Source organism: Streptomyces sp. SudanB182_2057 (genome assembly GCF_964272715.1).
Classification (GTDB): Bacteria; Actinomycetota; Actinomycetes; order Streptomycetales; family Streptomycetaceae; genus Streptomyces; species Streptomyces rubradiris.
The window spans coordinates 4,772,097-4,789,287 of record NZ_OZ186798.1; the positions used below are offsets into that span (position 1 = coordinate 4,772,097).

General features: G+C 75.2%; 15 protein-coding genes and 2 pseudogenes. 7 read left to right on the forward strand and 10 right to left on the reverse strand.

Annotation, left to right across the window (positions count from 1 at the left end; genetic code table 11):
• Positions 1-181: 181 nt before the first annotated feature.
• From ACSURM_RS21020 to ACSURM_RS21030, 3 genes and pseudogenes are all read right to left on the reverse strand, one after another.
• A pseudogene (locus tag ACSURM_RS21020) lies at positions 182-397 on the reverse strand (enoyl-CoA hydratase/isomerase family protein); the annotation flags it as partial.
• Entirely contained in the window at positions 388-2,607 is a 2,220-nt protein-coding gene (locus ACSURM_RS21025; RefSeq protein ID WP_436957034.1) for an acetate--CoA ligase family protein, read from the reverse strand. The gene ACSURM_RS21025 and the pseudogene ACSURM_RS21020, both read right to left, overlap by 10 nt.
• A 103-nt stretch (positions 2,608-2,710) precedes the next feature.
• Positions 2,711-4,009 carry a flavin-containing monooxygenase gene (locus tag ACSURM_RS21030; RefSeq protein WP_436957036.1) on the reverse strand — a complete coding sequence of 433 codons (1,299 nt, stop codon included), beginning with the start codon at positions 4,007-4,009 and terminating at the stop codon, positions 2,711-2,713.
• Positions 4,010-4,190: 181 nt separating this feature from the next.
• Between ACSURM_RS21030 and ACSURM_RS21035 the strand changes: the two genes are divergently transcribed.
• A complete protein-coding gene (locus tag ACSURM_RS21035; protein ID WP_436957038.1) occupies positions 4,191-4,640 on the forward strand; it encodes a DoxX family membrane protein in 450 nt (149 codons plus the stop codon).
• The gene (locus tag ACSURM_RS21040; RefSeq protein ID WP_436961154.1) at positions 4,637-5,044 is read left to right on the forward strand and encodes a Zn-ribbon domain-containing OB-fold protein; all 408 of its coding nucleotides are present in this window, start codon (positions 4,637-4,639) and stop codon (positions 5,042-5,044) included. Before ACSURM_RS21035 ends, ACSURM_RS21040 begins: the two co-directional genes overlap by 4 nt.
• A 54-nt stretch (positions 5,045-5,098) precedes the next feature.
• Here the strand turns inward: ACSURM_RS21040 and ACSURM_RS21045 are convergent, their stop codons facing one another.
• Together ACSURM_RS21045 and ACSURM_RS21050 are read right to left on the reverse strand one after the other, a co-directional pair.
• On the reverse strand, positions 5,099-5,767 hold the full coding sequence (locus ACSURM_RS21045; protein WP_436957039.1) for a pyridoxine/pyridoxamine 5'-phosphate oxidase: 669 nt from the start codon (positions 5,765-5,767) through the stop codon (positions 5,099-5,101).
• 101 nt (positions 5,768-5,868) lie between these two features.
• A complete protein-coding gene (locus tag ACSURM_RS21050) occupies positions 5,869-7,041 on the reverse strand; it encodes a thiolase C-terminal domain-containing protein (protein WP_436957040.1) in 1,173 nt (390 codons plus the stop codon).
• Between the two features lie 75 nt (positions 7,042-7,116).
• On the opposite strand from ACSURM_RS21050, the pseudogene ACSURM_RS21055 reads away from it, so the two are divergent.
• Both ACSURM_RS21055 and ACSURM_RS21060 read left to right on the forward strand, forming a co-directional pair.
• Positions 7,117-8,289, forward strand: a pseudogene (locus ACSURM_RS21055) (acyl-CoA dehydrogenase family protein); the annotation flags it as partial.
• Between the two features lie 533 nt (positions 8,290-8,822).
• On the forward strand, positions 8,823-9,350 hold the full coding sequence (locus tag ACSURM_RS21060) for a nitroreductase family deazaflavin-dependent oxidoreductase (protein WP_436957042.1): 528 nt from the start codon (positions 8,823-8,825) through the stop codon (positions 9,348-9,350).
• On the opposite strand, the gene ACSURM_RS21065 is transcribed toward ACSURM_RS21060, so the two are convergent.
• Positions 9,347-9,997: a LysE family translocator gene (locus tag ACSURM_RS21065; protein ID WP_436957044.1), complete on the reverse strand. Its 651-nt coding sequence runs from the start codon at positions 9,995-9,997 to the stop codon at positions 9,347-9,349. The genes ACSURM_RS21060 and ACSURM_RS21065 overlap by 4 nt on opposite strands.
• Positions 9,998-10,079: 82 nt before the next feature.
• On the opposite strand from ACSURM_RS21065, the gene ACSURM_RS21070 reads away from it, so the two are divergent.
• On the forward strand, positions 10,080-10,532 hold the full coding sequence (locus ACSURM_RS21070) for an Lrp/AsnC family transcriptional regulator (RefSeq protein ID WP_030611911.1): 453 nt from the start codon (positions 10,080-10,082) through the stop codon (positions 10,530-10,532).
• A gap of 85 nt (positions 10,533-10,617) precedes the next feature.
• Here ACSURM_RS21070 and ACSURM_RS21075 read toward each other — a convergent pair whose 3' ends face one another.
• Positions 10,618-11,253: a TetR family transcriptional regulator gene (locus tag ACSURM_RS21075; protein ID WP_030611909.1), complete on the reverse strand. Its 636-nt coding sequence runs from the start codon at positions 11,251-11,253 to the stop codon at positions 10,618-10,620.
• A 134-nt stretch (positions 11,254-11,387) separates the two neighbouring features.
• Between ACSURM_RS21075 and ACSURM_RS21080 the strand changes: the two genes are divergently transcribed.
• Both ACSURM_RS21080 and ACSURM_RS21085 read left to right on the forward strand, forming a co-directional pair.
• Positions 11,388-12,122: a VOC family protein gene (locus tag ACSURM_RS21080; protein ID WP_436957046.1), complete on the forward strand. Its 735-nt coding sequence runs from the start codon at positions 11,388-11,390 to the stop codon at positions 12,120-12,122.
• A gap of 178 nt (positions 12,123-12,300) precedes the next feature.
• Complete coding sequence (locus ACSURM_RS21085; protein ID WP_436957047.1) at positions 12,301-14,742, forward strand: outer membrane protein assembly factor BamB family protein; 2,442 nt, start codon at positions 12,301-12,303, stop codon at positions 14,740-14,742.
• A gap of 16 nt (positions 14,743-14,758) precedes the next feature.
• On the opposite strand, the gene ACSURM_RS21090 is transcribed toward ACSURM_RS21085, so the two are convergent.
• From ACSURM_RS21090 to ACSURM_RS21100, 3 genes are read right to left on the reverse strand one after another with little or no spacing between them, the layout of a single operon-like run.
• Positions 14,759-15,544 (reverse strand): enoyl-CoA hydratase/isomerase family protein, encoded by a 786-nt coding sequence (locus ACSURM_RS21090; protein WP_436957049.1) that lies wholly within the window; start codon positions 15,542-15,544, stop codon positions 14,759-14,761.
• The gene (locus ACSURM_RS21095; protein WP_436957051.1) at positions 15,529-15,936 is read right to left on the reverse strand and encodes a Zn-ribbon domain-containing OB-fold protein; all 408 of its coding nucleotides are present in this window, start codon (positions 15,934-15,936) and stop codon (positions 15,529-15,531) included. Before ACSURM_RS21095 ends, ACSURM_RS21090 begins: the two co-directional genes overlap by 16 nt.
• Positions 15,937-15,941: 5 nt before the next feature.
• Positions 15,942-17,108, reverse strand: coding sequence for a lipid-transfer protein (locus ACSURM_RS21100; RefSeq protein WP_436957052.1), 1,167 nt, complete (start codon positions 17,106-17,108; stop codon positions 15,942-15,944).
• Positions 17,109-17,191: the final 83 nt, after the last annotated feature.

The window sequence follows — 17,191 nt, forward strand, 5'->3', positions numbered from 1 at the left end:
GCGCCGCGTCCGTCGCTGCCCGTGCCCTGTCTCCCGGAACCGGCGCCGCACCTTCCTCCGCCCGCGCCGCGTCCCCCGCCACCCGCACTCCGTCCCCCGGCACGGGCGCCGCGTCCGTCGCTACCCGTGCCCCGTCCCCCGCCCCCGGCGCCGCGTCCCCCCGCACCCGCTCACCCCCACCGGCTCCGCCCCGTAGGTCCGCGCCCGCGCAGAAGCCGCGGCCGGTGCCGGTGAGGACCACCGCCCGTACCGCCGGATCGGCCGACGCCCGGGTCAGGAGCCCGATCAGCCGCTCCCGCATGTCCGGGGTGAGGGCGTTCAGCGCCTCGGGACGGTCCAGGGTGAAATACGAGACCCCGTCGCGCACCTCGTGCCGCACGCCGCCCGTCACCGGCACACCACCAGCGCGTCCAGCGCCACCGCGCCCTGCCCCCGGTCCAGCACCATCAGCGGGTTGATGTCCAGCTCGGCCAGGTGCGGGCCCAGCTCCAGGGCCATTCGCTGGACCCGCAGGACGACCTCCACCAGTGCGTCCACATCGGCCGGCGGGCGGCCCCGCACCCCGTCCAGCAGGGCCCGGCCGCGCAGCTCGCCGAGCATCGCGCGGGCCTGCTCCTCGCCGAAGGGCGGGACACGGACCGCGGTGTCGCGCAGCACCTCCACCAGGATGCCGCCGAGCCCGGCCGTCACCGTCGGCCCGAACAGCTCGTCGTGGGTGACGCCGACCATCATCTCCACGCCCCGCTCGATCATTTGGCACACCAGGACGCCGTCCAGCCCGACGTCCTCGTAGCGGGCGATGTCGGTCAGCTCCCGGTAGGCGTCGCGGACCTGGCTCGCCGAGGTGAGGCCGATCTTCACCAGGCCCAGTTCGGTCTTGTGCGCGATCCGCGCGCCGGATGCCTTCATCACCACCGGGTAGCCCACCTGCCCGGCCGCCCGCACGGCCGCCGCCGCGCTGGTCACGAGCTGCTCGCGCGGCACCCGGATGCCGTAGGCCCGCAGCAGTTGCTTGGCGGCGTGCTCGCTGAGCCGGGCGCCGGGCCGCAGCAGCGCCTTCGCCTTGCGGAACGAGGGGGAGGGGGTGCGCGGGGCCGCGTCGAACGGGGAGCGGTAGTCGCCGGTGAAGCGGTGGTGGTCCAGCCAGGCGCGGACGGCGCGCAGACAGTTGCCGACCGTGCGGAAGGTGGCCACGCGGGAGGAGCCGAGCAGCACCTCCCGGTACGCGGGCTCGGTCCCGGCCGGCGACCCCCACACCACGCACACCAGCTTGTCGGTCTGCTCGGCGGCGTCGGCCAGGTCGCGCACCAGCCGGTCGCTGAGCGGCGGGAAGGGGCCGGTGACCGGGCAGATCAGCACCCCGACGGCCGGGTCGGCGAGCAGCGCGTCGATGATCTTCCGGCCCCGCTCGTCGCCCACCGGGTGGCCGCCGTTGTCCACCGGGTTGGCCACGTTCAGGTAGTCCGGTATCCACTGGTGCAGCTCGGCCTGTTTCTCCGCCGACAGCGCCGGCAGCCGCAGCCCCGCCCCGGCGGCCAGGTCGGCGACGTGTGCTCCGGTGCCGCCCGAGATGGAGTAGACGACCACCCCGTCCGACCGCGGCGGCCGGGCCCTGGCCAGCAGCGCCGCGGTGTCCTGGAGTTCGTCCAGGGCGTCGACGCGGATCACGCCGTACTGGCGCAGGGCCGCGTCCACCACGTCGTCGGCGCCGGTGAGCTTGCCGGTGTGCGAGGCGGCGGTGCGGGCGCCGGCCTCGGTCCGGCCCACCTTCACGGCGACCACCGGCACCCCGCGCCGGGCGGCGCGGTCGGCGGCCAGCAGGAAGGCCCGGCCGTCCTTGAGCCCCTCCAGATAGCAGGCGATCGCGCCGACCTCGGGCCGCTCGGCGAACCAGGACAGGAAGTCGGCGGTCTCCAGGTCGGCCTCGTTGCCGGTGGGCGCCCAGTGGGAGAGCCGGATGCCCAGCTCCTGGAGGGCGAAGACGGGCCGGCCCTGGTGCCCGGACTGGGTGATCAGCGCGATGGCCGGACCGGTCAGGTCCTCCCGGAACCGTTCGAAGGCGTTGAGGTTGGTGTTGGGGCCGAGCAGCCGCACCCCCGCGCCCCGCGCCGCCTCGGCGAGCCGCTGCTGCGCCTCGGCGCCGGCCTGCCCGGTCTCGGCGAACCCGGAGGCGAAGACGACCGCGAACCGGGCCTTGGCCTCACCGAGTTCCCCGATCACCGGCAGCGGGTCGGCGACCAGCAGCACGGCCAGGTCGACCGGTTCGGGCAGCCGGGCGACGGAGGGGACGCAGGGCAGCCCGAAGACGGTCCCGCGGGTCGGGTGCACCGGGTGCACCCGGGCGCCGACCCGGCCGGCCCAGTCGAGCAGTTGCCGGGTGATGCCGGTGTTCGGCCGCCCCTCGGTGTCGGAGGCCCCGATCACGGCGACGGACCCGGGCCGGAAGAACCGGGCGAGGTCGGGTACGTCCGCGTGCAGCGGGCGCCCGCTGACGTCGAGGTCCGCCGCCCGGTCGTGGACGGCGGGGCCGGGCCGCCGCTCGCCGCAGGCGATGACCCGGGCCTGGCGGGAGTCGGTGGTGAGGGTGCCGTGGGTCGATCCGAGCATCGTTCCGCCCGCCTCCCTGCGAGACAGCAATAACTGACGCTGTGTCAGATTACTGAACCGGCAGGGAGTCAGGAATGGCCCGGGAGGCAAAGTTACCGGCCGGCTACTTCGGCTCCTCCGCGGTCGGCCGCACGACCGGCTCCACGACCGGCTCCACGATCGCTTCCGTGGCCGGCGCCCCGGCAGACCTCTCCACCGCCTTCGCGGTCGACGTCCCGGCGGACTTCTCCACCGTCTTCGCCACCGCCTTCGCGATCCGCCCCGCGTCGATCGCCAGTTCCCGCAGCATCCCGCTGATCGGATTGGTGAACCCGGTGAAGTACAGGCCGGGCGCCCGCGGGGACGTACGGCCGCCGTGCGCCACCGGCCGGCCGCGCCCGTCCAGCACCCCCAGGTGCCCGACCAGCCCCTCCAGCGCGCGGACATACCCGGTGGCCGCGATCACCGCGTCCGGCGTGATCCGGCTGCCGTCGGCGAGCACCACCGCGCCGTCCTCGAACGCCCGCACGGCGGCCACGACCTCCACCCTGCCGGTGCGGACGGCGTCGACCAGGCCGACGTCCTGCACCGGGATCGCGCCCTGCCGCACCCTGCTGTACAGGCCGGTGTCCGGGCGCGGCAGCCCGTGCGCGGACAGGTCGGGCGTGCTCAGCCGCCCCACCGGCCCCGCGAGCCGGTCCACCAGCCGCACCGGCAGCCGCCGGACGAGGACGCCGGTGTACTGGGCGGGCCAGCCGAGGGTGGAGCGGCGCAGGATGTGCGGGGGCGTGCGCACCGCCAGGCGCACCCGCGCGGCCCCGCCCTCCGCCAGGTCCACGGCGATCTCCGCGCCCGTGTTGCCGGCGCCGACGACGAGCACGTCCCGCCCCCGGTAGGGAGCGGCGTCGCGGTACCCGGCGGCGTGCAGCAGCTCCCCGTCGTACTCCGCGCTCCCCGGCCAGTCGGGCAGCCGCGGGGTGTGGTTGAAGCCGGTGGCGACGACCACCGCGCTGCCGGTCAGTTCCCGCCCCCCGGAGGCGCGCAGCAGCCAGCCGGTGCCGTCCGTGGTCCGCTCCACGCGGTGCACCTCGACCCCGGTGACGATCTCCAGCCGATGGTGTTCGGCGTACTTCTCCAGGTAGCGCACCACGTCGTCCCGGGACACCCAGCGCCCGAACCGGCGGGGCATGGGCAGGCCGGGCAGCGCGGACAGCCGCCGGGTGGTGTGCAGCCGCAGCCGGTCGTAGTGGCCGCGCCAGGAGGCGCCGACCCGGTCGGACTTCTCCAGGACCACGGCCCGTACGCCCCGCTCCCGCAGCTCCCGGGCGACGGCCAGGCCGCCCGGCCCGGCGCCGATCACATAGACCGGGGGGTCGGCGGGGACCGGCGGGCGGGGGGCGTCGGCGGGGCGGGAGGCGGCCATGAGCGGGAGCGTAACCACCCACCCGGTTGATGGGTCTCGGTCAAGACCGGAATTGGTTGCGGATTGATCACGGGTGTACGGGAAGAGTGCGCCGGACGTGAACGAAGCGATCTGGTACGCCCGTTGGAGCGGGCCGACTCGCGGGTTGGCATCCCCACCGGTCTGACGTACCGTCAGATCCATGGACTCGATATGGCTCGACGGCGCGCAGTGGCTCGCGGTGCTGCGGATCGGTCTCGGCCTGTGGTGGCTGGAGAGCTGGCGGCACAAGGACAAGAGGGCCTGGTTCGAGCGGGGCAGCGGCATCGCCTGGGCGGCGGACGTGGCGGCGAGACACCGCTGGGCGCCGGTGCGCGCGGGCTTCGAGACGGTGGTGCGCCCCCGCCCGAAGCTGATGGCCTACGTCGTCGCCTACGCCGAACTGGCCCTGGGGCTCGGCCTGATCGTCGGGTTCCTGACCCCGGCCGCCCTGCTCGGCGGCCTGCTGCTGAACGCCGTCTACTTCGTGCTGATGATCCACGACTGGGCGGAACAGGGCCAGAACTCGATGATGGCCCTGATCTCCGCCGTCGGCCTCTTCGGCATGTCCTGGCAGACCTGGTCGCTCGACGCGGCGCTGGGGTGGCTGTGACGACCGGCCCGCGCCCCGGCCCGCCCGAGCCCGACGCCCTCACCCGCCCCTACTGGGAGGCGGCGGCGCGGGGCCGGCTGCTGATCCGCCGCTGCGGGGCCTGCGGCCGGGCCCACCACTACCCCCGGGAGTTCTGCCCGCACTGCTGGAGCGAGGAGGTGACCTGGGAGGAGGCGGCCGGGCGGGCCACCCTCTACACCTGGTCCGCCGTCCACCACAACGACCTCCCGCCGTTCAGTGCCCGGACCCCCTACCTGGCAGCGGTGGTCGACCTGGCCGAGGGCCCCCGGATGATGACGGAACTGGTGGACTGCCCACCGGGCGCGGTACGGGCCGGGATGCCGCTGACGGTGACCTTCCGGGACGGCATCCCGGTGTTCCGGCCGGAGGAGACACCCCTCTGACCAAGGGCGCGCACAACCGGGGCGGGGGCCCTCACGGTCGCGACGTGGGGCCTTTCACGGCCACAACAGCGTCCGGCTCCAGCCGAACCCGGTGCTGCGGTACTCCAGGCGTACGTGCCGCCGCTCCGGGTCGCCCTGGAAGAACTCCACCGTCTGCGGGCGCAGCCGGTACAGCGTCCAGGTCGGCGACGGCTCGGCCGGGTTCTCCCGGGCCCGTTCCCAGGCCGTCTCCGAGGCCCGGCGCAGCTCCGTGAGCGAGTCCAGTTCCTCGCTCTGCCGGCCGGTCAGCGCGGCGGCCAGCGCGCCCGTGGACCGCGCGTGCAGGTCGGCCTGGCTCTCCTCGGCCGGCGCGGCGGCGACCGGTCCGCGCAGCCGTACCTGGCGGCCCAGCACCGGCCAGTAGAAGGCGAGGGCCGCGTACGGCCGGGCGGCCAGCGCGCGGCCCTTGCGGCTGGTGGCGTGCGTGGCGAACGACCAGCCGTCCGCGTCGGCGCCGTGCAGCATCACGATCCGGACGTCCGGCAGGCCCTCCTCGTCCGAGGTCGCCAGCGACATGGTGTGCGGCTCCGGCTGCCCCGCCGCCACCGCGTCGGCGAACCAGTCCGTGAACAGGGCGAGCGGGGTGGGCGGGGCGGTGTCCGGGTCGAACGGCGGCAGCCGCGTGACCTCGGGGTCCCAGACCCGCAGCGGGCGGAGCAGTGCGTGTAGATCGTGCTGTGCCATGGGGGGAGTATCACCGCCGGTGCCGTGCCCAGTCCCGCAGGCACCGGTGGACCGCCTCACAGTCCCGCGCTCAGTCCCGGCCCGGCGCCACTGTCCCGTACTCACCCCCGGCCCAGCACCACCGTCCCCGAGGAGCAGAACCAGCCGCCGGTGCCCGAGGCCACGCCCAGCCTGGGCAGGGCGCCGTCCCGGGCCCGTACCTGGCGCTCCCCGGCCTCGCCCCGCAGCTGCCGTACCGCCTCCACCAGCAGGAACAGCCCCCGCATCCCGGGGTGCTGGGCCGCCAGGCCGCCGCCGTCGGTGTTCACCGGCAGCTCCCCGCCCCGCACCCGCAGCCGGCCCCCCGCCACGAAGGCCCCGCCCTCGCCCTTGGCGCAGAAGCCCAGGTCCTCCAGGGTCACCAGGGTCATGTAGGTGAAGGCGTCGTAGACCTCCGCGAAGTCGATCTCCGCCGGAGCGACCCCCGCCCGCCCGAAGGCCAGGCGCCCGCTGACCGCCGCGGGGGAGAGGGTGAAGTCCGGCCACTCGGACATGGAGGCGTGGGAGACGTGCTCGCCGGTGCCGAGGACCCACACCGGGGCGGTCCGGCAGTCCCGTACGTACTCCTCGGCCGCCAGCAGCACCGCCGCGCCGCCGTCCGAGCGCAGGCAGCAGTGGAGCCGGGTGAAGGGGTCGGCGATCAGCGGACCGGACAGCACGTCGTCGACCGTGACCGGGTCGCGGAACAGCGCCTCCGGGTTCAGGGCCGCGTTCGCCCGCGCCTGCACCGCCACCTCGGCCAGCTGCTCGATCGTCGTGCCGTACTCGATCATGTGCCGGCGGGCCGCCATCGCGTACTTGGCGATCAGCGTGTGGCCGTACGGCGCCTCGAACTGGAGCGGGCCCCGGGCGCCGAAGGACAGCGTGCCGGTGCGCCGGCCCGCCTTGATGTCCGCCCGCGCCGTCGAGCCGTACACCAGCAGCACCGCCCGGGCGTGGCCCGCCGCGATCGCGTCCGCCGCGTGCGCCGCCATCACCTCCCAGGTGGCGCCGCCGACCGAGGTGGAGTCCACCCAGGTGGGGCGCAGGCCCAGGTACTCGGCGACCTCCACGGGCGCCAGCGTGCCGAGGCCCGCCGAGGCGAAGCCGTCCACCCGGGCGCGGTCCAGACCGGCGTCCGCGAGGGCCCGGCGGGCCGCCTGGGCGTGCAGGGCGTACGGCGTCGCGTCGTCCAGCCGCCCGCAGTCGGCGAGGGCCGCGCCGACCACCGCCACCCTCCGGCTCCCGTGGCTCATGAGCGGACTCCTCCCTCTGGGCTTCTCGCTGCGACCCCCCTAATATGACGCTCCGTCAGTTTGGGAGGGAAGGCCATGGACACGCGCCTCACCGCCGAGCAGCGGGAGATCCGCCGGACCCTGCGGGAGCTGCTGGGCGACCGCTGCGGCCCGGCCGCGGTACGGGCCGCCGTCGACTCCCCGGCCGGCTACGACCCTCGTCTGTGGTCCGCCCTCGCCGACGGCCTCGGCCTGCCCGGCCTCGCCCTCCCGGAGGCGTACGGGGGTGTCGGCTGCTCGGTCACCGAACTGGCCCTGGCCTGCGAGGAGACGGGCCGGGCCCTGGCGCCCACGCCGCTGCTCGCCACCTGCGTCCTCACCGCCCCGCTGATCCTCGCCCTCGGCACCGACGCCCAGCGCGCCGAGCTGCTGCCGCGCCTCGCCGACGGCTCCCTCACCGCCGCCCTCGCCGTCGCCGGGCCCGCCCTCGCCACCGCCCTCGACCTGACCGGCGCCAACGACGCCTACCGCGCGGGCGGCGGCCGGGCCGGCGGGGTCCAGGCGCGGCGCGCGGGGGGCGGCTGGCGGCTGTACGGCGAGGCGGCGCAGGTGCTGGACGGGCACAGCGCGGGCCTGCTGCTCGTCGCCGCACACACCGGGGGTTTCGCCCGCTCGCGCACCCTGCTGTTCCTGGTGCCGGCCGGGACGACGAGCCCGACCCGGATCCGGCAGACCGCGCTGGACGCCACCCGCCCGCAGGGCCGCGTACAACTGCGCGACGTACCGGCCGAGTTGCTGGGCGCGGAGGAGGCCGACGTGCTCCCCGCCCTCGCCGCGACCGGGGACACCGCGGCCGCCGTCCTCGCCGCCGAGGCCGTCGGAGCGGCCGGGCGGGTGCTGGAGATGACCGTCGAATACGCCGGTCAGCGCAGGCAGTTCGGGCGGCCCATCGGCTCCTTCCAGGCCGTCAAGCACCGGCTGGCGGACGTGTACGTGGCCGTGGAGGCGGCGCGGTCCACCGCGTACCACGCCGCGTGGGCGGCGGCCCGCGGCCCGGGCGCGGGCGGCCTCGCCCTCGCCCAGTGCCTGGAGGCCCTGCGGCACGCCGCCGCCGAGGCCGTCCAACTGCACGGCGGCATCGGCTTCACCTGGGAACACGACGCCCACCTCTACTTCAAGCGAGCGGCCGGCGACGAACTCCTCTTCGGCCCACCCCACCGCCTGCGCGCCCGGGCGGCCGAGCGGGAGGGGTTGTTCACGGGGGGAGAGGGGGCGAGCCCGGTCATGGGTGACAGCGGTGGGGCGGCGGGGGCCTGCGGGGGCGGTGGGACGACCGGTGCGCGGACGCGGGGCGCGGGCGGCTCGGCGGCGGGGCCGGGGGCGGGCGGCGCGGCGGTGGGGATGTCTTCGGGCGGTGGGGCGGCGGGGCCGGGGATGGACAGAGCGGCGGGTTTGCCTTCGGGCGGTGGAGCGGCGGGCGCGGGCGTGCGCGGTGAGGCGGCGGGGCCGGGGGCGGGCGGCGCGGCGGCGGGTTCGCCTTCGGGCGGTGGGGCGGCGGGCGCGGGCGTGCGCGGTGAGGCGGCGGGGCCGGGGGAGGGCGGAGCGGCGGGTTCGCCTTCGGGTGGCGGGGCGCTGGGTGCGGGGGCGGGTGCGGGCGGCGCGGTGGCGGGGACGGGGGCGCGCGGCGCGGTGGCGGGTTTGCCTTCGGGTGGCGGCCCGGCGGGTGTGGGCGGGGAGCCGGGGACGCGGCATACGGACGGGTTGCCCTCGGGGTGCCGTGCGGGCGGCGAGGTGGCTGTCTGATGGCCCGGGCCACCGGACCCGAGTCCCTCGGCGGCCGTCCGCTCGGCCTCCGGCTCGTCCAGAAGGTGTCCTCCACCAGGCTCTTCGCCAAGGCGGCCCCCCGGGTGATCCCCGCCCTTGACCGGGCCGTGCACCGGCTCACCGGGGGCCGGGTGCTGCCCAGCGCGCGGATGCTGCCGGGGGTGATCCTCACCTCCACCGGTGCGCGCAGCGGACTGCCCCGCCGCACCCCGCTGGCCTGCGTACCGGAGGAGGACGGCGGCTGGCTGCTGATCGGCTCCAACTTCGGCCGCCCCGACCACCCCGCCTGGACCCGCAACCTCCTGACCCACCCCGACGCGACGGTCAGCTGGCGGGGCCGGGACATCCCGGTCACGGCCCGCCTCCTCACCGGAGCCGACCGCACGGCGGCCTGGCGGGCGGCCCTCGCCCTCTGGCCGCCGTACGCGGTGTACCAGTCCCGGGTGGAGCGCGAGATCCGCCTCTTCCGGCTCATGCGGCGCGAGCCGGAGGCGCGGGAACCCTAGAGCGTCGCCAGCCGTTCCACCAGCAGGAACGCTCCGATGCCCAGCATCGCCGCGCCCGACGTGCGGGTCACCGCGCGGGCCGCCGCCGGGCGGGCCGCGAGGAGGGCGCGGGCGAGGGCGCCGACGGTGAGGTAGACGGCCGCGCAGCACGCCATGTGGAGCAGGCCGAGCGCCGCCGTCTGCGCCGGGACGGGGAGGTGCGCACCGCGCAGGGTGAGGAACTGGGGGAGCACGGAGAGATAGAGGAGCAGGCCCTTGGGGTTCAGGCCGCTGATCGTCGCACCGCGCAGGAAGGGGCGGCCGTCGGCCGCCGGTGCCGAACCCGCGTCCGCGTCCGTCCGGGCGGCCGCCGGCGTCGCCCCCGGTACCGACGGCCGGCGCAGCACCCCCCAGCCCAGCCACAGCAGGTAGCCCGCGCCCGCCACCGTCACCGCCGTCAGCAGGCCGGGGGAGCCGGCCACCAGGACCGCCAGGCCCGCCGTGGCCAGGGCGGTGTGGAGGGCGTAGCCGCAGACCAGGCCCGCCACCGCGCGCGGTATCCGGCCGCCGCGCAGGGCGGTCGTGATGACGTACGCCCAGTCGGCGCCCGGTACGCACACCAGCAGCAGGTCCACGGCGAGGAAGGAGAAGAGCAGTCCCGAGTCCATGTCGGGCACATTAGGCGCGAATTACCCGAAAGTGTTTCCGAAGTTTGCTCATGATCGCGAGTTGTGCGCAAAAATCTCCCTCATGGACGACGTGGACCGGAAAATCCTTGCCGAGCTGCAACAGGACGGGCGGCTGACCGTGACCGAGCTGGCCGCCCGGGTGCGGCTCAGCGTCTCCCCCTGCCACCGGCGGCTGCGCGAGCTGGAGCGGGCCGGTGCCATCCGGGGCTACCGCGCGGTGGTGGACCCGGCCTCGCTCGGCCTGAACTTCGAGGCGCTGGTCTTCGTGTCCATGCGCCAGGAGGACCGGGACACGGTCGCCGAGTTCGAGCGGGCGGTCGGCGAACTGGAGCATGTGCTGGACGCCCAGCGGCTGTTCGGCGAACCGGACTATCTGCTCCGGGTGGCCACCGCCGACCTGGCCGCCTTCCAGAGGCTGTACGACGAGCGGCTGGCGACCCTGCCGGGGGTGCAGCGGCTGACCTCGACGCTGGTGATGAAGCACGTGGTGCGGGACCGTCCGCTGCCCGCATAGACGGCGGGCGGTGGTTCAGGGGATGAACCACCGCCCGCGAGACAGGACTTGGTACTTCAAAAGGGGTACGAAGAGGCGCGGACGCCTACTTGGACGGCTTCTTGCCGGTCACGCCCAGGTGCACCAACAGCGCCAGGTTCGGCTTGAGTTCGGCCTGCTTCACGCCCCAGGAGGTGAACCCCTTCTGGTGGGCCGCCACCGCCGCGAGCATCGCGACCAGCGAACCGGCCACCGCCGCCGGGTTCACGTCCTTGTCCACCCGGCCCTTGGCCTGGAGCTCCGCGATGGAGTCGGCCAGGGAGTTGTTGACCGAGTTCAGGATCTTCATACGGATCTTGTAGAACCGTTTGTCCCCCTCGGCCGCGCCCAGGTCCACCACCCGCAGGATCGCGTCGTTGCGGCGCCAGAAGTCCAGGAACCCGTCCACGAGTTCCTGCGCGGTCTGCCAGCCCGACTTGCCGGTCCAGGTGCGCCCTTCGAGCAGTTCGGTCAGCCCCGCGCCCTCGGCCGCCATCCGCTCGGCGATCTCCAGGACGGCGCCTTCGACGTCGGGGAAGTACTGGTAGAAGGTCGCGGGCGACGTGCCCGCCCTCCGGGCGACATCGATGACCTTGACGTCCCGGTAGGGGGAGGAGCTGAGCATCTCGCTGAGGCAGTCGAGCAGCTTCTGCCGGGTCGCCTGCCCACGCCGGCCGGCCACGCGGCCGTCGACGGTACGCACTTGTCCTGTCATGCCGTCAGCTTACCGAGGGGTGATGGGAGCGCGATTCGGCCGACTGCAAATGGGGTGTGCGGGGGGATCGGGGGTGGTGTGCCTGGTCTGCGGCGTGCGCGCGTCCCGGTTACTTTTGCCGCATGGCCGAAAACAGGGCATCCACGAACGAAGAGACATACGGGGAGGGCGTCCCCTGCTGGGTCGACGCCCAACTGCCCGACGTCGAGGCGGGCAAGCGGTTCTACGGTGAGCTTTTCGGGTGGACCTTCCAGGAGGCGTACGGCTCCGCGGTGTGGGCGCTGCTGGACGGGGACCGGGTCGCCGCGCTGGCCCCGAAGACGGACGGCCGCATGCCCACCGTGTGGACGGTCTCCTTCGCCACCCCGGACGCCGGGGCCCTCGCCCGGCGACTGACGGCGGCCGGTGGCCGGATGATCACGGACCCGTACCCGGTCGGCGACCTCGGCACCGCCGCCCTGGCCACCGACCCCGGGGGCGCGGTGTTCGGCCTCTGGCAGCCCGGCACCCACCGCGGCTTCGGGCGGCGGCGCGCGCCGGGCGCCTTCGTGTGGGCCGAGCTGTACACCCGGGACACGGCCGCCGCCAACGCCTTCTACGGCGACCTCTTCCACGACGCCCTGTTCGGCTCCGGGGCCGCGCCCGACTTCGGCCGCGCGGACGTCACCGAGGTGTTCCCGGCCGAGATGCCCCCGCACTTCGTCGCCCACTTCGGGGTCACGGACCTGGCCGACGCCCTCGGGGCCGTCCAGCGGCTCGGCGGCCGGGTGCAGGCGCCGCCCTTCACGACGTCGTACGGCACGGTGGCCGTCGTCACCGACAATCAGGGGGCGTCGTTCGCGCTGCTCCAGCGGTGATCCATCCGCTTTTGGGATGAATTAATGTGAGACACCCCGACTGTCACCGGGTTCGCAACCAGCCGCCCGGCCAGGAAGAATCGGGGTGCGTGCCGCCATGGCGGTGCGGTGGTGAGACGCTGCACTTCGGTCGCGTACATATGGGGTGGCGCGGCTCGTACGGGGAGGTGGCAGGCAAGTGGTGGATCAGCTGACGCAGCACGATCCGCGGCGGATCGGGCCGTTCGAGGTGCTGGGCCGGCTGGGGGCCGGCGGCATGGGGCTGGTCTATCTCGCGCGCTCGGCGTCCGGCCGGCGCGTGGCGATCAAGACGGTGCGCACCGAGCTGGCCGAGGACCAGCTCTTCCGGGTCCGGTTCACCCGTGAGGTGGAGGCGGCCCGCGCGGTCTCCGGTTTCTACACCGCGGCCGTGGTCGACGCCGACCCGCGCGCCGCCGTGCCCTGGCTGGCCACCGCCTACGTCCCCGCGCCCTCGCTGGAAGAGATAGTGAACGAGTGCGGGCCGCTGCCGGCGCAGGCCGTGCGCTGGCTCGCGGCGGGCGTGGCCGAGGCCCTCCAGTCCATCCACGGCGCCGGGCTGGTCCACCGCGACCTGAAGCCCTCCAATGTGCTCGTGGTCGAGGACGGCCCCCGGGTGATCGACTTCGGCATCGCCTCCGGGGTCTCCAACACCCGGCTGACCATGACGAACGTCGCCGTCGGCACCCCCGCCTACATGTCCCCGGAGCAGGCCAAGGACTCCCGCAGCGTCACCGGCGCCAGCGATGTCTTCTCCCTCGGCTCCACCCTCGTCTTCGCCGCCACCGGACACCCGCCCTTCCACGGCGCCAACCCGGTCGAGACCGTCTTCATGCTGCTGCGCGAGGGCCCCGACCTCACCGGCCTGCCGGACGAGCTGCGCCCGCTGATCGAGGCGTGCATGCAGATGGAGGCCACCGCCCGGCCCACCCCGGCCGACCTCCAGGCCCAGCTCGCCCCGCACCTGTTCGGCTCCGGCTCCGACGACAGCGGCACCGCCTCCGCCTGGTTGCCGGAGAAGGCCGTCGCGCTGATCGAGTCCCGCCGCGGCGGACGCCCCGCCGGCCGGCCCGCCCCGGCCCAGACCGGCGGCCCGCGCGCCGCCGTCCGGCAGACCGTGCCCCCGCCCCCGCCGTACGACCCTCCGGTCCCGGTACCGCCCTCGGCGCCCGTGTCCATGCCGGGCCCCGTGCCCGTGCCGGTGGGCCCCTCGGCCCCCGTGCCGATGCCGGTGGCGCCCTCGGCCCCCGTGCCGGTCCCGGCCGGCGCCTCCGACACCGGCCCGGTCCGGCTGGCCGGCGCCCAGGTGCCCATCGGCCCCGGCCCCCGGGTCGCCGACGCCCGCGCCGCCGCCGTCAAGGCGCCGCCGCCCGAGGCGGGCCTGGTGGCCAGCTGGTCCCGGCCCCGCCCCGGCGCGGCCACCGCCGACCCCGCCGTACCGCCCGCCCCGCCCGTGCCCCCGGAGCCCGCGAGCGGCTGGCGGCCCTGGCGGTTCCGCATGTCGAACGATGTGTGGGGCACCCCGGCCGTGGCCGGCGACCTGGTCTACGTCACCTCCTTCGAGGTGCACGCCCTGGACGTGTCCACCGGCCGCCGCCGCTTCAAGACCCGGGACGTCGCCTGGTCGATGGCGGTGGCGGACGGCCGTGTCCACGCCTCCGACGGCCCCACCCTGTACGCCCTGGACGCCCGCGAGGGCACCGACCTGTGGCGGCTGCCCACGGACGCCTGGGTGTACTGCCTCAAGGCCGACCGGGGCACCGTCGTCACCGGCACCCGCGGCGGCGGCGTCCAGGCGTGGGAGGCGGCCAGCGGGCGGAAGCTGTGGGAGATCACCGGCTGCCAGACCGACTTCGAGTCCCCCGAGGCGGGCCCGGCCGTGCACGACGGCACGGTCTACGTCTGGCAGGACGCCCGGCTGCGCGCGCTCGAGGCCCGTACCGGCGAGGAGCGCTGGTCGTACCCCATCGGCGACGCGGCCTCCTGCGGCGGCGTCCCGGTGCGCGTGGCCCCGGCGCCCGACGGGTGCGTCTACATCAGCGCGGGCACCCGCGTCCTCGCCGTGGAGGCGGTGAGCGGCCGGGTGCGCTGGCACTTCGAGGCCCCGGCGGTCTTCCTCAGCCCGCCCGCCTTCGCCCCCGGCCCGGCCGTCACCGGCGGCGGTGTCTACCTCGCCGACTACCTCGGCACGGTCTACGCCCTCGACGCCGCCGACGGCCGCGACCGCTGGCGCATCGCCACCGAGGCCCGCTCCTCCGTGGAGCCGGTGCTGGTCGCCGCCGGGCACGTGCACGTCGGCAGCGGCAAGGGCCTGTACACCCTGGACGCGGTCACCGGCACCCCCAAGTGGCGCTTCCAGGCGGGCGGCGACGTCGTGGGCGCGCCCGCCGTGGCCGAGGGGCGTATCCACTTCGGCTCCACCGACCACCTCCTGTACACCCTGAAGGCCGATGACGGCCGGCTGCGCTGGAAGCTCGCGACCGGCGGCGAGATCACCGGCTCCCCGGTGGTCAAGGACGGCGTGGTCTACGCGTGCAGCAAGGACCGGTGCGTGTACGCGCTGGACGCGGAGAAGGGCACGGGCACGGCGCGGACCACATGACGCCCCCGGGCACCGGCTAGCGCACCCGGTACTCGCGTCGCCGGCCGGCGAACAGCTCCGCCTGCCGCGCGGCCGGCAGATTGCCCAGCGCGACGAGGTGCGGCGCCTGCGCGAACGCCTGCGCGAGCGCCGCCTCCCGGGCCGCCCACAGCGCCCGCACGGTCCCCTGCACCCCCTCGGGCGGATACCCGGCGAGCACGGCGGCACAGCGCACCGCACCGGCCAGCGCCCCGCCCTCCCCGGTCACTTCGGAGACCAGGCCGATCTCGTGGGCCCGCCGCGCGGAGATCCGCTCGGCCGTCCCCATGAGCATCATCCGCGCGGCCTCCCCGTACGGCATCCGCAGCGCCATCAGCGCGGACTCGTAGGCGCTGACCATGCCGTACGTGGTGTGCGGGTCGAAGAAGACGGCCGTCGGGTCGGCCACCACGAAGTCGCTCTCGCCCAGCAGGTAGAAGGCCCCGCCGCAGGCCAACCCGCGCACGGCGGCCACCACCGGCTTCCACAGCCCGTTCGCCTTCGGCCCGACGTCCAGCAGCGGATCGTCCCACATGTACGGCGACGGGGGCTGCGGCACCACGGCGTCCCGGTCGATCCCCGTGCAGAAGGCCCGCTCGCCGGCCCCGGTGAGCACGACGGCCCGTACCCGCTCGGCGAACCGCAGCGTCCGCCAGCAGTCCCTCAGTCCGTCGGCCATCCCCAGGTCGATGGCGTTGAGCCGGTCCGGCCGGTCCAGGGTGACGACGGCGACCCGGGTGTCCTCGTCGACGTCGAGGCGGACGCCGTTCACGCGAGCACCCACTGCGGCAGCCCGCCGGAGAAGACGGCCCGCACCCGGGCGCCGATCCGCAGCCGGCCGGGATCGACGGAGTCCAGCCGGGCCCCGGCGTGCGCGACCACGTTCCCCACGAGCCGGATCCGCGGGGCCTCCGCCAGCTCCACGACGACCACGTTGTACGGCGCCTGTTCCGCGTAGCCGGGCAGCAGCGGCGGATGCGGCACGACGTACGACCACACCCGCCCGCGCCCCGGCACCGGCCGCCACTCGCTCGCGAAGGACTGGCAGCGCGGGCAGCAGGGGCGGGGAGGGAAACGGGGTTCCCCGCAGTCGGCGCAGGCCTGGACGCGCAGCTCGCCGCGGGCCGCGTACTCCCAGAAGGGCGCGCCGTCGGCGTCGGTGACGGGGGTCAGCATGTCGGTCAGCTCCTCAGCAGCAGGGCGGAGGTGGGCACGTCCTCACCGGCCGTGACCAGGCAGGTGGCGGCGCCGGGCACCTGGGCGGTACTGGTCCCGCGCAGTTGCTTCACGCCCTCGGTGACCAGGTTGAAGCCGTGCACGTAGGCCTCGCTGAGCCCGCCCCCGCCGGTGTTGACGGGCAGCCTGCCGCCGGTCTCCAGGGCGCCCCGCTCGGTGAAGGCGCCGCCCTCGCCGCGCGCGCAGAAGCCGTAGCCCTCCAGGGACAGCGGGACCAGGGGGGTGAAGGCGTCGTAGATCTGTGCCACGTCGACGTCCCGCGGGGTGAGGTCGGCGTGCTTCCACAGGTGCCGGGCGGCGGTCCAGGCGGGGCCGGTGAGCGGGTCGTCGGTCCAGTAGTTGACCATGCCGTGGTGCTGGGCGGGCAGCCCCTGGGCGGCGGCGTGCACGTACACGGGCCGCTGCCGGCAGTCCCGGGCCCGCTCCCGCCCGACGACCACGCAGGCGAGCGCCCCGTCCGTCTCCAGGCAGTTGTCGTACAGGCACAGCGGCTCGCTGATCCACCGGGAGGTCATGTACATCTCGCGGGTCAGCGGCCGGTCGTGCATGACGGCGGCCGGGTTCTGGTTGGCCCGGTTGCGGCAGGCCAGCGCCACGTTGAACAGGTGGTCGCGGGTGACGCCGTACTCGTGCATGTAGCGCCGGGCCAGCATGGCCATCTCGTCGACGGGCCGCAGCAGCCCGAAGGGGCGCGTCCACTGGGCCGGGGTGGGCAGTCGCGCCGTCGTGTCCGTCCACGGCCGGGGCCCGCTGCCCCGTTTCCGCGACCGCCAGGCCACGCCCACGGTGGCCTGCCCGGAGGCGATGGCGGCGGCCAGGTGCGCGACGGTCGCGCAGGAACCGCCGCCCCCGTAGCCCACCTTGCTGAAGAAGGTGAGGTCCCCGAACCCGACGGCCTTCGCCAGCTCCACCTCGTCGGTGTCCTCCATGGTGTACGAGGCGAGCGCGTCGACCTCGCCGGGCGCGATCCCCGCGTCGTCGAGCGCGGCGAGCACGGCCCGGCAGGCGAGCGTCCGCTCGTCCTCGGCGAGGCGCCGGGCGAAGGCGGTCTGCCCGATCCCGACGATGGCGGCGGCGTCCTTGATCCCCGGTGCGGTCCCTGGTGCTGCCATGGGAAACCCCTCTCCTGACAGCCCGTCAGATTACAGCTAACCTGACGGTCTGTCAGCACATGTCTCCGCAACGGGAGGGCGGT

What these genes read in the sequence shown, in the direction of transcription:
- ACSURM_RS21025 (WP_436957034.1), bottom strand. Translation starts at nt 2,607, where the DNA reads ATGCTCGGATCGACCCACGGCACCCTCACCACCGACTCCCGCCAGGCC.
- ACSURM_RS21030 (WP_436957036.1), bottom strand. Translation starts at nt 4,009, where the DNA reads ATGGCCGCCTCCCGCCCCGCCGACGCCCCCCGCCCGCCGGTCCCCGCC.
- ACSURM_RS21035 (WP_436957038.1), top strand. Translation starts at nt 4,191, where the DNA reads ATGGACTCGATATGGCTCGACGGCGCGCAGTGGCTCGCGGTGCTGCGG.
- ACSURM_RS21045 (WP_436957039.1), bottom strand. Translation starts at nt 5,767, where the DNA reads ATGGCACAGCACGATCTACACGCACTGCTCCGCCCGCTGCGGGTCTGG.
- ACSURM_RS21050 (WP_436957040.1), bottom strand. Translation starts at nt 7,041, where the DNA reads ATGAGCCACGGGAGCCGGAGGGTGGCGGTGGTCGGCGCGGCCCTCGCC.
- ACSURM_RS21060 (WP_436957042.1), top strand. Translation starts at nt 8,823, where the DNA reads ATGGCCCGGGCCACCGGACCCGAGTCCCTCGGCGGCCGTCCGCTCGGC.
- ACSURM_RS21065 (WP_436957044.1), bottom strand. Translation starts at nt 9,997, where the DNA reads ATGGACTCGGGACTGCTCTTCTCCTTCCTCGCCGTGGACCTGCTGCTG.
- ACSURM_RS21070 (WP_030611911.1), top strand. Translation starts at nt 10,080, where the DNA reads ATGGACGACGTGGACCGGAAAATCCTTGCCGAGCTGCAACAGGACGGG.
- ACSURM_RS21080 (WP_436957046.1), top strand. Translation starts at nt 11,388, where the DNA reads ATGGCCGAAAACAGGGCATCCACGAACGAAGAGACATACGGGGAGGGC.
- ACSURM_RS21095 (WP_436957051.1), bottom strand. Translation starts at nt 15,936, where the DNA reads ATGCTGACCCCCGTCACCGACGCCGACGGCGCGCCCTTCTGGGAGTAC.
- ACSURM_RS21100 (WP_436957052.1), bottom strand. Translation starts at nt 17,108, where the DNA reads ATGGCAGCACCAGGGACCGCACCGGGGATCAAGGACGCCGCCGCCATC.